The 17,500-nt window shown below is 29.9% G+C and carries 13 protein-coding genes and 1 pseudogene; 13 read left to right on the forward strand and 1 reads right to left on the reverse strand.

The genetic code is table 11. The annotated features are described in order from the left end of the window. Position 1: 1 nt before the first annotated feature. From JJC01_04045 to JJC01_04085, 9 genes are all read left to right on the forward strand, one after another. On the forward strand, positions 2-838 hold the full coding sequence (locus JJC01_04045; GenBank protein UDN59042.1) for an ABC transporter permease: 837 nt from the start codon (positions 2-4) through the stop codon (positions 836-838). 14 nt (positions 839-852) lie between these two features. Beyond that, positions 853-1,812, forward strand: a complete 960-nt coding sequence (locus tag JJC01_04050; GenBank protein UDN59043.1) for an ABC transporter ATP-binding protein — start codon at positions 853-855, stop codon at positions 1,810-1,812. Then, positions 1,787-2,551 carry an ABC transporter ATP-binding protein gene (locus JJC01_04055; GenBank protein ID UDN59044.1) on the forward strand — a complete coding sequence of 255 codons (765 nt, stop codon included), beginning with the start codon at positions 1,787-1,789 and terminating at the stop codon, positions 2,549-2,551. Before JJC01_04050 ends, JJC01_04055 begins: the two co-directional genes overlap by 26 nt. A gap of 111 nt (positions 2,552-2,662) precedes the next feature. Beyond that, positions 2,663-3,484: a class I SAM-dependent methyltransferase gene (locus tag JJC01_04060; protein ID UDN59045.1), complete on the forward strand. Its 822-nt coding sequence runs from the start codon at positions 2,663-2,665 to the stop codon at positions 3,482-3,484. 447 nt (positions 3,485-3,931) lie between these two features. Beyond that, positions 3,932-5,323, forward strand: a complete 1,392-nt coding sequence (locus tag JJC01_04065; protein UDN59046.1) for a YfcC family protein — start codon at positions 3,932-3,934, stop codon at positions 5,321-5,323. 13 nt (positions 5,324-5,336) lie between these two features. Beyond that, entirely contained in the window at positions 5,337-6,524 is a 1,188-nt protein-coding gene (locus JJC01_04070; protein ID UDN59047.1) for a M20 family metallopeptidase, read from the forward strand. 276 nt (positions 6,525-6,800) lie between these two features. After that, complete coding sequence (locus tag JJC01_04075; GenBank protein UDN59048.1) at positions 6,801-8,810, forward strand: sigma 54-interacting transcriptional regulator; 2,010 nt, start codon at positions 6,801-6,803, stop codon at positions 8,808-8,810. A 245-nt stretch (positions 8,811-9,055) separates the two neighbouring features. Continuing rightward, positions 9,056-9,808 (forward strand): gamma-glutamyl-gamma-aminobutyrate hydrolase family protein, encoded by a 753-nt coding sequence (locus tag JJC01_04080; protein UDN59049.1) that lies wholly within the window; start codon positions 9,056-9,058, stop codon positions 9,806-9,808. A 38-nt stretch (positions 9,809-9,846) separates the two neighbouring features. Further along, positions 9,847-11,166: an amino acid permease gene (locus JJC01_04085; GenBank protein UDN59050.1), complete on the forward strand. Its 1,320-nt coding sequence runs from the start codon at positions 9,847-9,849 to the stop codon at positions 11,164-11,166. 217 nt (positions 11,167-11,383) lie between these two features. Here JJC01_04085 and JJC01_04090 read toward each other — a convergent pair. Continuing rightward, positions 11,384-12,139, reverse strand: a pseudogene (locus JJC01_04090) (class I SAM-dependent methyltransferase). 179 nt (positions 12,140-12,318) lie between these two features. Here JJC01_04090 and JJC01_04095 point away from each other — a divergent pair. The 4 genes from JJC01_04095 to JJC01_04110 all read left to right on the forward strand — a co-directional run bounded on the left by JJC01_04095 (position 12,319) and on the right by JJC01_04110 (position 17,499). Then, a complete protein-coding gene (locus tag JJC01_04095; protein UDN59051.1) occupies positions 12,319-13,467 on the forward strand; it encodes a glycerate kinase in 1,149 nt (382 codons plus the stop codon). Between the two features lie 337 nt (positions 13,468-13,804). Then, positions 13,805-14,557, forward strand: a complete 753-nt coding sequence (locus JJC01_04100; protein ID UDN59052.1) for a MurR/RpiR family transcriptional regulator — start codon at positions 13,805-13,807, stop codon at positions 14,555-14,557. 102 nt (positions 14,558-14,659) lie between these two features. Further along, complete coding sequence (locus JJC01_04105) at positions 14,660-15,580, forward strand: 1-phosphofructokinase family hexose kinase (GenBank protein ID UDN59053.1); 921 nt, start codon at positions 14,660-14,662, stop codon at positions 15,578-15,580. Positions 15,581-15,582: 2 nt separating this feature from the next. Next, a complete protein-coding gene (locus JJC01_04110; GenBank protein UDN59054.1) occupies positions 15,583-17,499 on the forward strand; it encodes a PTS fructose transporter subunit IIABC in 1,917 nt (638 codons plus the stop codon). Position 17,500: the final 1 nt, after the last annotated feature.

Raw genomic sequence — 17,500 nt, forward strand, 5'->3', positions numbered from 1 at the left:
GATGAATAAATTTAAAGAAATGTTATTTATACATAAACTAGCTTTTTTAGTGCTAATAATTATGATACTTGTTGCAATATTTGCACCAGAGTTAGCTCCATATGACCCTAATAAAGTACAAATGGATGATAGATTAATGGGAATTTCTAGAGAACATATACTTGGTACAGATACTCTAGGCAGAGATATTCTAAGTAGGATATTATATGGAGCCAGAGTATCAATATCTTTAGCTTTTTTAGCAACCTTATTAACAATGCTATTTGGTAGTTTTGTGGGTATAATAGCAGGATATTGTGGTGGGATAGTAGATACGATAATACAGTCAATTGTAAATATATTTCAAGGTCTTCCAAGTCTTAGCTTTATGATTGCTCTTGCTGGAGTTCTTGGGCCAGGTATAAAAAGTTTATTAATTGCAATAGTATTCACTTCTTGGGCTGGTTTTTCAAGAATAGTTAGAGGAGAGGTATTAAAGGTAAAAGAAGAAAAATATGTTGAAGGTGCAAGAGCACTAGGGGCTAGTCATATTTATATAATTTTGCACTATATAATTCCAAATATATTTGCTCCTTTTATAGTACTATTTGCAATAAGGGTAGGAAAAAGTGTACTTTCTATGGCATCGTTAAGTTTTTTAGGTCTAGGAATACAACCCCCACAAGCAGATTGGGGTGTTATGATAAATGATGCTAAGACTCATTTTAGAAGCTATCCAAATCTATTATTAGCACCTGGGTTTAGTATATTATTATTGTGTTGCAGTATAAATTTAATTGGAGATGCACTAAGGGATATGTTTGATGAAAAAAGCAACACTTTAAGCCAATATCTTTAGAAGGAATAAAAACTATGAATAGAGATATAAGTATAAAAGATTTAAAAATTCATTTTAATACTAAGGAAGGAAAAGTAAGAGCTGTAGATGGAATATCTAGAACCTTTCAAAGTGGTAAAATTACAGGAATTATTGGAGAAACTGGAAGTGGAAAATCGGTACTAGGACTAGGGATTTTGAACCTTGTATCTAATAACTCAACTGTTTCAGGCAGTGTCTTATATGAAGAAAAAGATTTGCTAAAAATTAAAGAAAATGAAATTAGAGAAATCAGAGGGAAAAAAATAGCGTTAATACCCCAAAATCCATCAAGTTCTTTTAATCCAATATTGAAAATAGGAAGTCATATGAATGAACTTTTTTATTATCATGGAAAAGAAAAAAAGAATTCTTGTAAGAGTAAAAGTTTGGAGATATTAAAAAATTTTTTTTTCTCAAATAGTGAGTTGGTTTATAATTCGTATGGATTTCAGTTAAGTGGAGGTATGAGTCAAAGAGCATTAGCAGCTATAGGGACAGCACTAAAACCTAACTGGGTAATTGCAGATGAACCAACTAAAGGGTTGGATGCAATAATAAGAAAGCAAGTATATGAAGTATTTTATGATTTAAGAAGTAATATGGGCGTTAGCATGATACTTATAACTCATGATTTAATGCTAGCTAAAAAGCTTTGTGATGAAGTTGTAGTTATGTATGCAGGTAAAATCATAGAAGAGGGTACAAAAAATAGTATCTTTAATAATCCACTACATCCTTATACGAGAGGTTTAATTGATTCACAGCCAAATAAAAAATTAATACCCATTGAAGGGATAGCGCCAAGTCTAACAAACTTACCAAAAGGATGTAGATTTTCTCCGAGATGCAAGGTTGCAAAAAAAACATGTATTGATTATGAACCAAGACTATTTGATGTTAATGGTTCAAAAGTGAGGTGTTTTCTTTATGATAAGAGTTTGCAACCTTTATAAGGAGTTTAAAAGCGGAATAATCAATAAAAAGATAGTTAAGGCGGTAGATGATGTATCTTTTGAAATCAAAGAGGGAAAAACCTTAGGTCTTGTAGGAGAAAGTGGATGCGGAAAATCAACTTTATCAAGGCTTATTTTAAGACTTATTAAATGTGACAGAGGTAAAATTTATTTTAATGGTAGAGATATCAGTAATTATGATTTTTCTCAAATGAGGGATTTAAGAAAAGAGATACAGATAATATTTCAACATCCAGATTCTGCCCTAAGCCCTAAAAAAACTATATATGGGAGCCTTGTGGAACCATTAAAAATTCATAAACTCTATGAAAAGAATAAAGCAAGAGAATACATAATGGAATATTTAAGTTTTGTTGGGCTTAGTGAGGAAATTTTAAATAGATACCCACATCAAGTAAGTGGAGGACAAATACAAAGAGTTGCTTTAGCTAGAGTGCTTTTATTAAATCCTAAATTTATGATATTAGATGAACCTACATCAATGCTAGATGTATCTGTGCAAGCTCAAGTTATACAGGTTTTGAAGAAAGCTCAAAAACAGTTTAATATAACCTATTTATTTATATCTCATGATATAGACTTAGTAAAAGAAGTTAGTGATGAGGTTGCAGTCATGTTAAATGGCAAGATAGTTGAAATTATAGATGCTAAGGAATTGTATAAAAGTGCAAAGCATGCTTATACCAAAGAGCTTGTTGAGAATTTCACTAATTTTTAAAATATAGTAATCAATTGTTTAATTAATCAATCATTACATTAGTAAGAGTAGTTTTTTGAGTATAGAAAATTACAAATCTCGCCCTAATATTTTTAGAAAGGAAGAGTAATTATGTACTATAAAGATATAGATTTTGAGAAAAAATGGCATGAGTATATTGAAAGTAAAGAAGGATATGCAAGAGAAAGAGCTTTTGATGATGAAGCGGAAAGAAAGTTTTTTAAAAAATTATCTCATAAATATGATGATAAGCCAACGCTTTATGATTATTCAAAAGAAGTATTTAATTTTGTAGATAAGTTAATAGATGAAGGAAAAAATCTTATAGAAATTGGTGCAGGTACCGGAAAATTTACTATTCCACTTTCTAAGAAATGTAAAGGTATAATTGCTAATGATTTTTCAATAGATATGCTTAATGTGCTTGAAGGAAAGATTAGGGAACATAATATAACTAATATAGATACAATACAAGGAAAATGGGAAGAGATTAATGTTGGGCATAGTGATTATATTTTATCTGTGAATTCTCTTTATCGAATTTGGGATATTAAAGATGCTTTGAGTAAGATGGCCAAGCTAGCTAAAGAAAAAGTGATTATAGTGAGAACTATTCAAAAACCATTATTTAATGATTTGTATATGGATTTAGGTGATAAAGATAGAACTTGTCCAGATTATATATACATTCCAAATATACTACATTCTTTAAATATATGTGCAGATATAAAGTTTATTGATGTAGAAAATGAAATTGAATTCGATAGTGTAGAGGATATACTTTTTAAAATGGAAACAGAATTAAATAAAAAGATTAACTTTAGCGATATGTTGGATAAGTATATAGATAAGATAATAGAAAAAAGAGAAAACAAATATATTTTTAAACATAAAACTAAAGTTGTAATTATATACTGGAATAGTATAAGCTAGATTTGTTAATATTATGGAAGCATATAAACTCTTCTGAAAATATTTACAATCTCGACATATTATGCTACAATTATTTAGAATAAATAAAATTTAATAAGAATTACCTCATCTAATAAAAAGATTGAGGTAGAGGTCGCATTTACTAAGATTAATATTGAAGAGGTCGGAAGCCAATGAAGCAATATAAAAGGAGTAAGTGCCGAAGTGCTAGTGTCCAAATCTAGTGCTGGGGCTGTATTTAATAAGTACAGTACTGTCATCAAAATTATCCCGAATTTTGATGGAGAGCTATCTTAACTAAGATAAAGGGAAGATGTAGGTATATTGTATTTAGCGCATTCAGCTCAACATGTATCCATGTTGAGCTTTTTTACATCTATATAAAATAGGATAGAAAAGGGAAGCAATAATAAAATATTTTAATTTTAAAAGTGGGGGAGATTAAAAATGAGCAGTTTAAAAAAGAAAAAGTTTACTATGCCACAGACACTTACTATAATATTTTTACTAATAGTAGTAATGGCAGTTCTTACTTGGATAGTACCAAGTGGAAATTTTGAAAGGGTAGATATAGATGGAAGGTCGGTTGTTGTAGCTGGAACTTATGAAAAAGCAGCATCAAATCCACAAGGAATTACTGATGTATTTACAGCACCTATAAATGGATTTATAGATGCAGCTGAAGTAGTTGGATTTGTTTTGATAGTTGGAGGAGCTTTTGGAATAGTTAACAAAACAGGAGCTATAGAAGCTGTTATAGCTCATACTGTAAATAAAATGAAGAGATTCCAATTCTTAATAATACCTATATCAATGATTCTATTTGGATTAGGTGGAACAACATTTGGAATGAGTGAAGAAACACTACCTTTTTATATGATATTTATTCCACTCATGACCAGTATGGGATATGATTCATTAACAGCAGTGGCTACAGTATTTATAGGAGCAACAGCTGGATTTGGAGCAGCTACTACTAATCCTTTCTCTGTAGGAATAGCACAAGCATTGTCACAAATAACACCAGGTTCTGGGATAGAGTTGAGAGTTGTTATGTTTATAATATATATGGCTATATCTATAGGATTTGTTATGATGTATGCCAATAAAGTTAAAAAAGACCCTAAGAAGTCTTTAGTACATGGTATATCATTGAATCAAGAATCAATGGCTAATACTGATACAAACATAAAAGAATTTACAAAAAGAGAAGCTATGGTAATAGCAATTTTCACAATAGGTATGGCAATTATGATATATGGAGTTTTAAAGCTAGGATGGTACATAACTGAAATTGCAATGATATTTACAGCTATAGGTATAATATCAGGAATAGCATCAGGGCTTAAACAAGATGACATAGTTAATTCATTTATAAGTGGAGCAGGAGATTTAATGACAGCAGGGCTATGTATAGCATTTGCACGTGGAATAGTAATAATAGCAGAAAATGGATTTATAATAGATACAATTTTAAATTCTGCCGCAAATTTATTAAATGGACTTCCAAAGACTATATTTATAAATTTAACTTTCTTAATAGAAGGTTTAATAGCATTTTTTATACCATCTGCATCAGGACTTGCATCACTTACAATACCTGTACTTGCTCCACTTGGAGATTTAGTAGATGTATCTAGACAAATGATAGTTACAGCTTATCAATTTGGTATAGGTGTAACTAACTTAATAACACCTACATCAGGTGTTTTAATGGGAGCACTAGCAGTAGCTAATATTCCTTGGTCAAAGTGGGTTAGATTTGTAATGCCTTTAATGGTAGTATTAACAATTACTGTAATGGTGTTTTTAACAATAGGATTATTTGTTGGATTCTAATAGGAGGTATATTATGATTGAAAGTATAAAGAAAAGAGCTTATGAGATAGAGAATGAACTGGGAAAAGAAATTGAAGAAGTATGTGATTTTATATTTAACAATCCAGAACTAGGAGAAGAAGAATATATATCATCAAAGTACTTGGTAGATAAAATGAAGGAATATGGATTTGATACAACTTATCCATACTGTAATATGGATACTGCTTTTAGAGCAGAACTAGGGGATAATGATGGTCCAACTATAGCATTTTTAGCTGAGTATGACGCATTGCCTGGATATGGGGAAAATAAAGAACCAGGTCATGCTTGTGGACATAACTGGATTGCTGCATCTACATTAGGAGCTTGTATAGTACTAAGTAAGTTAAAAGAAAATTTTAAAGGAAAAATTGTACTAATAGGAACACCAGCTGAAGAAACAACAGGAGGAAAGTGTGATTTAGTTAAGGCAGGAGCTTTTGATGATATTGATGTAAGTTATCAGATGCATATAGAAGCTTTTAATAACATAAACTGCAAGGCTTTGGCAATAGATTCAATAGAGTTTAGTTTTGAAGGGGTATCAGCACATGCAGCTAGCCATCCTCATATGGGTGTTAATGCATTAGATGCAGTACAACTTACTTTTGCAGGAATAAATGCACTAAGACAGCATGTAAAATCAGATGTTAGAATACATGGGATAGTTTCAAATGGAGGAGAAGCTCCAAACATAGTTCCAGAAAAAGCTGCCTGTGAATTTTTTGTAAGAGCTGCTGAAAGAAGTTATTTAGATGAAGTAACTAAAAAGGTTATAAACTGTGCAAAAGGTGCAGAGTTAATGACAGGTGCTAAACTTTCTTATAGATACTTTGAAAATTCTTTTGACAATATAATAAATAATAAGGTGCTTCAGAATATAACAAAGAATAATCTAATTGAGGCAGGTATAACAGATATATTAGAAGGAAAAGAAGGTCCAGTAGGTTCTACAGATATAGGAAACGTAAGCCAAGTTTGTCCTACTATGTATACGGAAATAGCTCTAGACATAAATCCAATGGTATATGTTCATGAAAAAGAGTTTCTAAATTATGCAAATTCTGAGGAAGCTTATGATAAACTTCACAAAGCAGTAAAGGCAATGGTAGGATGTGCGTTAGAAATTTATCTAGAAGATGGACTACTTGATGAGATTAAGAAAAATCACTTAAATTAACTTAAATTGAAAATAAGATAAAGAGGTATTACCAAAAAAGTGGTAATACCTTTTTATTTTTTGATAGGAGTCATGTTTTTGTAGATTCTATAGCTAAAGTTATATTATTTATCTAATCTTAATCATATAATAATATTTCTAGCTTAAGGTTAAATAAAAAATAAGAAATCTATCAATTTGGCATAACTTTTGCTTTATATAAGTTAAAAGATTTTGAACTATATTAGAACTATTAAAATTTTATATAATATAAACAAAAGAAAGGATAGATTTATAATGAAAACAATAGCAGTAGTAACTGATGGATTATCTAAATTAGAGTGTTTTTTAAATAAAAACCTAAAGCTGATATTTAAAGATAAAGTAATAATAAAAAACTATTATTTAAATAGAATAACAGAAGAAGAATCGATAAAAGATGACATAATATTAGTAATGATAGATGATAGAGTATTGAAAATAAAAAAATATGTAAAAGATGTCTCAAAGATAATAATTATAAATAGAACTATAAAGCAAAAGGATATATACAAGTTATTTTCATTACCAGAAGGAATAGATGTATTAGTAGTAAATGATAATAAGCACACTGTATTAGAAACAATATCTAATTTATACAATATAGGAATAAATCACTTAAATTTCATACCATATAATCCTAATGAAGAATATAGAAATATTAAGATAGCTGTAACACCAGGAGAAGCAGATTTAGTTCCAAAATATATTGAAGAAGTTATTGATTTAGGGCATAGGTATATTGATAGTTCAACATTTATTCAAATAATAGCAAAACTCAAACTGGATGATAAGGAAATTACTGAGAGGCTAATTAAGTATACAGATGAAGTGATTAGTTTATATTCAGGAATAAATACTAAATATAAAGAACTTACTATAAAAGCAGATGAATTGAATTCTATAATAAACTTATCAAACCTAGGTATGGCAATGATATCAGAGAAGGAAAATGTAATTATTTGTAATAATAGCTTGAGTGATATACTAGATATTAAAAATGATATTATAGGAAAAAATATAGATGAATTAGAGAATGAAAATATTAAAAAGATTTTTAGATTAAGTAAGGCACATGATGAAGTTATAAAGTTTAATAATAAATATTTAAATGTAAATAAGTATAATATAGAAAGTTTTGGAAGGGTGACTGGATATTATTTTTGTATTCAAGAAATAACTTACATAAGGAAATTGGAACAAAACCTATCAAAGAAGCTTAGAGAAAAGGGACAAGTTGCTAGGTATACCTTTGATGACATAAAAACAGTATCAGTAAAAATGGAAAGAACTAAAGAGCTAGGTATGAAAATAGCGGAATCTGATTATACAGTTCTTATAACTGGAGAAAGTGGAACAGGAAAAGAACTTATGGCTCAGTCTATTCATAATGCATCACCAAGGCATAGTCAGCCATTTATAGCGATAAACTGTGCAGCTATGCCAGAAAACCTACTTGAAAGTGAACTTTTTGGATATGAAGAAGGTGCTTTTACAGGTGCTTTAAGAGGAGGGAAAAAAGGTTTATTTGAGCAAGCTAATAATGGAACTATATTTTTAGATGAAATAGGAGACATGCCCATATATTTACAAAGCAAATTACTTAGAGTATTACAAGAAAATCAAGTCATGAGAGTTGGGGGGGAAAATGTAATAGACACTGATGTAAGAGTAATTGCAGCTACAAATAAAAATTTATTAGAAATGATAAAAAAAGATAGGTTCAGAACTGATTTATATTATAGGATAAATGTATTGCCTATAAACATACCACCTTTAAGAGAGAGAAAAGAAGATATAGAAGTTATGCTAAAGCATTTTATGAAAAGGAAGAGGGAAATTAGTCAAGATGTTAAAGGCATTATTAATGCATATGAATGGCCAGGGAATATAAGAGAATTAAAAAATACAGCTATGTATATTAACATTATGAGTTCTGAACATGTTATTTTAATTAATGACTTACCTCATAATTTACTAAATATAACTGAAGACTATAGTAAAGAAATAAGTACATTAAAAGATAGAACATCTATAGAAAAAGTAAGATTAGTAATGGAATGCTTAAAAAATGCCAATAACCTTAATAAAAACATAGGTAGAAATGGTATTGTTAATTCAATAAATGAATTAGGTTATAGTATAACAGAAGGTGAGGTAAGGGGAATACTTAATATACTTAAAGAACTAGATTTGATAATATGTGAATCAGGTAGAAAGGGAAGTGAGTTAAATAGAAGAGGAAAAAATATATTAAATAGTATTTAATAGGTTAATAAAAAGGAAAGTATGAATGCCTATTTTGCCTATTAATTAGAATTAACACTATTCAAAAAGTCGAATTAAATAGGATTAAAATAAAATATAAATCAATAGAGTGATTTATATAACTGATTCCTTAGAAAAAGTATTTTAAAAATAAATTAGAATTTTTAAACAATTAAAATATTGGTATGCTACTTGCTCTTTAAGAGAGAAGTAGCATTTTTTATTGTTCATAAATAATTTAAGGGGTGAAGAAAGTGATTAAAAAGAAATATCCAGTAATAGGAATATCAGGAAACTTATTAATTGATGAAGGGGGGATGTTTCCTGGTTATGAAAGGGCTTATGTAAATAATGACTATATACAGTCAGTAGCTATGTGTAAAGCTATACCATATATTGTACCAATTGTATATGATGATGAGATTATAAAGGAACAAGTATCAAATATAGATGGACTTATACTATCAGGAGGACAAGATGTAAATCCTCTTATATGGAAGGAGGAACCTCATAATAAGCTAGGTGCAATATCACCTAAAAGAGATGTTTTTGATATGAAGTTATTAAAGTATGCTTTAGATATGAAAAAACCAGTGTTAGGTATATGTAGAGGTGAACAAATTATAAATGTAGCTGAGGGAGGGAGTTTATATCAAGATTTATCTTTAATTGAAGGAGCTTACATAAAACATAATCAGCAACATTTATCTAATATACCTACACATACAGCACAGATAAAAGAGGGTACAAAGTTGTATGAAATATTAGGAGAACAAGAAATCCTAGTTAATAGTTTCCATCATTTAGTTGTCAATAAGGTAGCTCCAGGATATATTGTTTCAGCTACTGCTAAAGATGGTTTAATTGAAGCTATAGAAAAGGATGGGAATGAGTTTGTAATAGGCATACAATGGCATCCAGAAATGATGACTAAGGATTGTGATAATATGAAAAAAATATTTATGGCGATAGTTAAAGAAGCATCTAAAGAAAAATAATTATAACTATATTTTAAGTTGAGTTTGGAGGAATAACAATGAAAAAAAGTGTTAAGTTAGGTTTCTGGAGTATTGTATTATTAGGGATTAATGCAATAATAGGGTCAGGTATATTTGGCTTACCTGGAGATGCATATACAAGTATAGGTCCAGCGAGTATCTTAGTATTAGTTTTTTGTATGTTTTTAGCTGTCTCTATTGCTTTATGTTTTGCTGAAGCAGGGAGTTGGTTTGATACTGATGGAGGGCCGTATCTTTATGCAAAAGAGGCCTTTGGAGATTTTATTGGGTTTGAAGTTGGATTTATGAAGTGGATAGTTAGTATGATTGCTTGGGCAACTATGGCAAACTTTTTTGCAGTCACACTATCATCTATATGGCCTCAAGCAGCAGAGCCACTTATTAAAAATATAATAATTGGTATATTAGTTGGAGGGCTTGGGCTTATAAATTTTATGGGAATGAAGCAATCTAAGCATTTAAACAATATAATGACTATAGGAAAATTATTACCAATAGTTTTATTTATAGCTGTAGGTTTATTTTTTATAAAAGGCTCTAATTTTACGCCATTTATAATAATACAAAAAGGTCAAAGTACATCATCAGCTTTTGTAGCAGTATCAATAACTTTATTTTATGCTTTTACGGGGTTTGAATCTTTAGCTGTTGCAGCAAAAGATATGGAAAATCCTAAGAAAAATGTACCTAAGGCATTAGTAATGGTAATGTTTGTAGTATCAGTAATATATATGCTTATATTGGGGATAAGTATAGGTGTATTGGGAGATGGATTAAGAGGGTCAGCGACTCCTGTTGCAGATGCTGCTATTAAAATGTTAGGTCCTATAGGTGGATATATAATTACAATAGGGACTATAGTATCTGTTGGAGGAATAAATATTGCATCATCTATATTTACACCAAGGTCTGCGGCTGCTTTGGTCGAGCAAGGATTAATGCCTAAGTCTATAAGAAAAACTAATAAAAATGGAGCTCCATATATAGCAATTATAGTTTCTGTTATAGGAACTTTATTAATAGCATGGTCAGGGTCATTTACAACACTATCTCAAATAAGTGTTGTATCTAGATTTATTCAATATATTCCTACCTGTCTAGCTGTATTAATATTAAGGAAGAAGTATGCTGGTAAAGACATAAACTTTAGGATACCTGGAGGAGTGATTATACCAATATTTGCAGTAGCTATAAGTATAGTATTATTGATAAAAGCAGGTATTGATGAACCAATGAAGATAGTTTGGGGACTAGGTGGTATGGTAATTGTAGTTCCTATATATTTCTATATGACTAATGTATATTCAAAAAAATATAATGATATTGAAGTCAAGTAATTCTTATAATTATTAGAGAATAAAATTATAAAGATTGTAATAAATTTTCTATCTATAAATTGGATGTATAAATATAATCGTGTGTAGTTTTGGAATTTTATCTCTAGTATTGAAATTCACAAAGGGCTATATTTATAGATATTTTATAAGGATTCTTTTAAATTTATGATAAGCGGTATAGCATTTTGGTGTTATACTGCTTTTTGTATAAATAGTTTTATTTTTTTACTGCTCTAGTTGCGTAAAATGATGGAATATTAAATTCATGAAGATTACCAGAACCATTTGTATCTTGATAAATATCTGTTAAAATAAATCCTGCTTGTAGTTGTCCACCTATTTGTTCTTCAATTGTATGAGAAAATTGAATTCTCCAATCATTTTGGATTGATTCATCATATATATTTTTATTTTTTTAAGGATTAAATGGAAGCCTATATTGGAATTCTGTTCCTTCTTCATTAAATACAAAATTGATGCCATTATCAAGTCCAGATAAAAGTATACCACCTTTTTTTAGTATACGATAACACTCTTTCCAAATTGGTAATACATCTTCTACATAACAATTAGAAACTGGATGAAATATTAAGTCAAAACTTTCATCTTTAAAAGGTAGTGGCTTTGCCATGTCAGCTTGTACAAGTTCAATAGAATACTTTTCCCTTTCTGCAACCTTTTTTTCACTTAATAATTGTGAAGTTGAATAATCTAAAACTGTACATTGAGCTCCCAATGCAGTGAAAATTGGCATTTGTTGTCCGCCTCCAGACGCTAATCCTAGTATTTTTGTATTTTTCATATCACAGAACCAATTTTTCAGAACGGGTTTAGTGGGTGTCAGTACAACGGACCAATCTCCAGCTTTGGCTCGTTCAAAAACTTCATGACTGATAGGTTGTCCCCATTCCCAGCCTTCTTTATTCCATTTATCAAAGGTCTTTGAGTTTATTTCTGTATATTTAGATTCCATAGTTTTATCCTCCTAAATTATGATTTGACAACTTGCTAATTATGATAAAGTATAGCATATTTCTAGTAAGAGCTGGATGTAAACAAGAAACTGTATGTACAAAGAAAGGAGTAGAGTATAAAATAGAATGTAAATTAAAACTTATAAATTTTTATTTTTAAAATAAGGAGTAGATAAATATGAAAATATTAATTTCTATAGATTCTTTGAAAGGCAGTTTATCTTCAATTGAGGCAGCAAATGCAATAAAAAAGGGGATATTAAAAGTTGAAAAAGATGCAAAAGTAAAGATATTGCCACTTGCAGATGGTGGGGAAGGAACAGTAGACGCTTTAGTACAAGGTATGAATGGTGAAAAAGAAACTATAGAAGTCACTGGACCAATAATTACGAAAGTAAATGCGACATATGGATTATTAAAAAGTACAAATACAGCAATAATAGAAATGGCTCAAGCATCAGGATTAACATTAGTTCCAACTGAACTTAGAAATCCTTTAAACACCACAACTTACGGTGTTGGAGAAATAATAAAAGAAGCAATAAATAAAGGCTATAGAAATTTTATAGTTGGAATAGGTGGAAGTGCTACTAATGATGCTGGGGTAGGTATGCTTCAAGCTTTAGGATTTGAGTTTTATGATGAAAACAACAACTTAGTAGGGTTAGGTGGAAAAGTTTTAAATGAAATAAGACATATAAAAATAGATAATAGGTTAAAAGAATTAGATAAATGTAGCTTTAAAATAGCTTGTGATGTGAATAATCCACTGTTTGGTAAAAATGGAGCAGCGTACATATATGGACCTCAAAAAGGTGCAACACCAAAAATAATTGAAGAGTTAGATAATGGCCTTAGAAATTTTGCTAAGATAGTTAAAAGTGATTTAGATAAAGACATAGCCAATATAGAAGGTACTGGAGCAGCAGGTGGATTAGGTTTTGCATTTTTAGCGTTTTTAAATTCAAAATTAGAATCTGGAGTAAAAATAATATTAGAAGAAATTAAAATAGAGAACGAGTTAAAATGTGCAGACTTTGTAATAACTGGAGAAGGTAAATTGGATAATCAAACAGCTATGGGCAAAGCACCAATAGGAGTTGCAAAGATGGCTAAAAAATATGGGGCAAAAGTAATAGGTTTGGCTGGAGCAACGACAGAAGATGCAGTTAAGTGTAATGAAGAAGGGATAGATGCTTATTTTTCTATAGTAAATAGGGCTATGACCATAGAAGAAGCAATGGATAAGGAAACGGCAAGTAATAATATGACTGCCACAACAGTACAAATATTTAATCTTATAAAGGTATTAAAAGGTACTAAATAAAAAGACTGACATAGCTAGGGTTTGATATTGAAATAAGTCCTTTAGAGGATATATTAATCCATATTGAAAATAATTTTAAATATTCATAATAAGCTACTTGTAGGCTAAAAAATTTGTAATTACTCAATCTTAGTGATTAAGTAATTACTTTTTTATTGCAAAATAACATAGTAATAACAGAATAAATTAAAGTACAGAATTATAATATTATAAATTTATACTTATAGACATTGACTAAATCATGATTGTGTATAAAAATAAGTAGTTAAGAGGAAATATATTATTATATTACTTGATAAATTTAGACAAAAAACTTATATCCAAGGAGAGAAAAAATATGATAATTGAGCTAAACAAAAGTAATTCTGAAAATCTAACGAAAACGGAACTTGAAATAATTAAATTTATAAATCAAAATGAGTCAATATTATCAGAATTGTCCATAGTAGAGATTGCTCATGAAACATATTCGTCTCCAGCAACCGTTTCAAGAGCAATTAGAAAATGTGGCCTAAATGGATTTAATGAACTTAGATACAGGTTGACAGTAAAAGATGAAAATAATGATATACACAATATGGGGGATATAATAAACAAGTCTTTTATAGAAGCGCAGAGAGTTATAGAACAAATATCCTTAACTACACTAATTAATATAATAAAAACTATAAATGAATCTAGTAAGATATACGTCTTAGCAAGAGGTCTTACTGAATATGTAGCAAAAGAGTTTAGCCTTAAGTTACAATTACTTGATTTTAATGTGTTTTTTATAAATGACCCTAATATAATGAAAATAAAATCTAAATCAATGAAAGAAGATGAACTTATAATCATATTTTCGTTGAATGGAAACACTAAAGAACTTGTAGAATCAGCACAAAATGCCAATTTAAGTGGAGCCAAAGTTATAACATGTTGTTGTAGTGAAAATGCAAAACTTATAAACTATTCTGATTTATATATTGTAGGATATAAACATTATCATATCTCAATCTCTGAGTATGAAGTGTCATCTAGGTTACCATTGTACATTATATCTAGGATAATTATAGATTATATGGTCAAATATAATAATTCTGAAAATTAAATTGAAAAAGTCTATGAAAATCTATTTTCTTTTTATGAAAAGATTTTCATAGACTTTTTTATTATAATGAAAACATACACAGCAGAAGCAAGGGGGAAGACAATGATATATACATTAACCACGAATCCAGCAATAGATATGAACATATCTACTAACGGTATAAAAAGTAAATTAGTAAATCGTACATCAAATGCTACATATTCTCCTAATGGAAAAGGTTTAAATGTGACATTTGTACTAGGTTATTATGGTATAGAGTCCAAGATATTAGGTTTTTTTGGAGGATTCTCAGGAAAATATATAGTTGAAGAAAGTGAAAAGAAAGGGTTTGATGTACTACCTACCTGGGTAGAAGATACAACTCGTATAAATATATTTTTAAATGATGGAAATGATGAGTTTAAATTTGTAAACTCTGGGTCATATGTAAATGCAAAGCAAAAGCTAGAAATGATAGAGAAGATAGAGTCATTAGAAGATATAAATTACTTGTCAATAAGTGGAAGTTTACCACCTGGTATTGATGATAATTACTATGAAGATATATTTGAGATTTGTAAAAATAAAAATATAAAAACAATACTTGATATAAGTTCACCGAAATTAAAGGAGTTATTAGAATATAATCCATACTTGATAAAACCAAATGATGAAGAAATCAAAGATATATTTGGAATTATTGTAAGAGATGAAGAGGACATTAAGGATGTGCTTAAGTTACTACATTTGAAAGGAGCTCAAAATATATTACTAACTTTAGGAGAAAAAGGTTCTTATTTTTACAATGGAGAAGCAATTTATTATGCTAGTGCTCAACCAGTTACAGTTGTTAGCTCTGCATGTGCTGGTGATTCTGCATTAGCTGCTTTTTTAAGTATATGGTTGGAAAATCCAGAAGATATTGAAGAAGCATTGAAAAGGTCTGCTGCAACGGGTGCAAGTGTGGCTGAAAGTAATGGTATCGGTAGTTTGGCGAATGTAGAAGAGTACATAAAAAATATAAAAGTCAGAAAGGTGGTATAAAAATGGGGAGAAAGATAATCCTTGGGGTAACAGGTTGTCCAACTGGAATTGCACATACATTTATGGCAGAAGAAGCATTAAAAAAATCAGCTAAAGAATTAGGATGTGATATAAAAGTTGAAACAAATGGAGCCATAGGAGTAGAGAATAAATTAACAGCAAAAGATATCGAAATGGCAGATGCAATAATAGTTGCTTGTGATAAAAACGTTGATATGGATAGATTTAATGGAAAACCAGTAATAGAGGTGCCTGTAAAAGAAGGTATACACAAAGCTAGTGAGCTTATACAAAAGTGTATTGATGGTAAAGTAGCAGTTAGAAAGGGAAATACATCAAGTAGCAAATTTACAGAAGAAGGGAATTTGTCGTTTGGTCAAAAACTATATAAAGACTTAATGAATGGAGTATCTCATATGCTACCTTTAGTAGTAGCAGGCGGAGTGCTAACTGCTATATCATTTTTGTGGGGGATTTACTCATTTGACCCAAATTCAGAACAGTATAATCAGATAGCAGCTACATTAAAATCTGTTGGTGGATATTCTATGAATTTGATGGTTCCTGTATTAGCGGCGTTTATAGCTCAATCTGTATCAGGTAGACCTGGTATGTTGGCAGGGCTTGTTGGAGGAATGATATCGTTTGACACAGGTTCAGGGTTCTTAGGTGGAATTATATCGGGATTTTTGGCAGGTTATGCAGTTAAATTATTTGTGTACTTATTGAGAAAATTACCAAGACAGTTAGAAGGACTTAAATCTATTTTTATAATTCCTATAGTCAGTGTGGGTGTTGTTGGTATATCTATGTTGTTACTTGGGGGACCATGTTCAGCTCTTAACAATGCTATGATGAATTTCCTTTCAGGGTTACAGAACTCAAGTCCTATAATCCTAGGATTAGTAATAGGATGTATGTCAGCATTTGATATGGGAGGTCCAGTAAATAAAGCAGCATATGTGACTGGAACTATGCTTCTAGGTCAAGGAAACTACTTATTTATGGCAGGTGTATCTGCAGCTTGTATAACACCACCATTAGTAATAGCTATAGCATCTACTTTATTTAAAAATAGATTTACAGAAGAAGACAGAGCGGCAGGATTAATTAATTATATACTAGGTAGTACTCATATAACAGAAGGAGCGATACCTTTCGCGGCAAAGAATCCACTGAAAGTGTTGCCAGTACTTATGATTGGGTCATCAATATCAGCGATTTTAACTTACATAATGAAAATAGAAGTACCAGCTCCACATGGAGGATTTTTAGTCTTAGGACTAGTAAATAAGCCGCTTTTATGGGTAGGATGTATACTTGCAGGTTCATTAGTAGGAGCGATACTTTATATGATAGTTATACCTAAGGTAGTAAATAACAATAATACTACAGAAAATACAGATGAAATTAAAAATGAATATAAAAATGAAATTACAAAATCGGAAAACGTATCTAATAAAGTTTCTTTGTATAACGAAGAAACAGTAGTTTTAGATGTTAAAGGAAAAAGTAAAACAGATGTAATTGATGAAATGGTTGAAATACTTGATAAATCAGGTGTTCTTTTAGATAAAAATAAATTTAAAGAAGAAATTCATAAGAGAGAAGAAATATCATCTACAGGTTTTGGTATGGGCATAGCGATACCACACGCAAAAACAGATGCAGTAAAAGTACCACGAGTAGCAGTTGGTGTATCAAAAGAAGGGTTTGATTTTGAATCAGAGGATGGAAACCCAGTACATCTTATATTTATGATAGCAGCTACAGACAATGGTGATAATTTACATTTAAAGACATTGTCTCAACTATCTGCAAAACTAATGGACGAAGAATTTTTAAATGAGTTAATAAATAGTAAGACAAGCATAGAAATAGTATCAAAATTAAATAATGAAGAAATTAAATCATTATAAA

Source organism: Clostridioides sp. ES-S-0010-02, from assembly GCA_020641055.1.
Classification (GTDB): domain Bacteria; phylum Bacillota; class Clostridia; order Peptostreptococcales; family Peptostreptococcaceae; genus Clostridioides.

Coding starts and splice junctions, on each gene's coding strand:
- JJC01_04055 (UDN59044.1), top strand. CDS start 1,787: ATGATAAGAGTTTGCAACCTTTATAAGGAGTTTAAAAGCGGAATAATC.
- JJC01_04050 (UDN59043.1), top strand. CDS start 853: ATGAATAGAGATATAAGTATAAAAGATTTAAAAATTCATTTTAATACT.
- JJC01_04070 (UDN59047.1), top strand. CDS start 5,337: ATGATTGAAAGTATAAAGAAAAGAGCTTATGAGATAGAGAATGAACTG.
- JJC01_04060 (UDN59045.1), top strand. CDS start 2,663: ATGTACTATAAAGATATAGATTTTGAGAAAAAATGGCATGAGTATATT.
- JJC01_04075 (UDN59048.1), top strand. CDS start 6,801: ATGAAAACAATAGCAGTAGTAACTGATGGATTATCTAAATTAGAGTGT.
- JJC01_04100 (UDN59052.1), top strand. CDS start 13,805: ATGATAATTGAGCTAAACAAAAGTAATTCTGAAAATCTAACGAAAACG.
- JJC01_04085 (UDN59050.1), top strand. CDS start 9,847: ATGAAAAAAAGTGTTAAGTTAGGTTTCTGGAGTATTGTATTATTAGGG.
- JJC01_04045 (UDN59042.1), top strand. CDS start 2: ATGAATAAATTTAAAGAAATGTTATTTATACATAAACTAGCTTTTTTA.
- JJC01_04065 (UDN59046.1), top strand. CDS start 3,932: ATGAGCAGTTTAAAAAAGAAAAAGTTTACTATGCCACAGACACTTACT.
- JJC01_04105 (UDN59053.1), top strand. CDS start 14,660: ATGATATATACATTAACCACGAATCCAGCAATAGATATGAACATATCT.
- JJC01_04110 (UDN59054.1), top strand. CDS start 15,583: ATGGGGAGAAAGATAATCCTTGGGGTAACAGGTTGTCCAACTGGAATT.
- JJC01_04095 (UDN59051.1), top strand. CDS start 12,319: ATGAAAATATTAATTTCTATAGATTCTTTGAAAGGCAGTTTATCTTCA.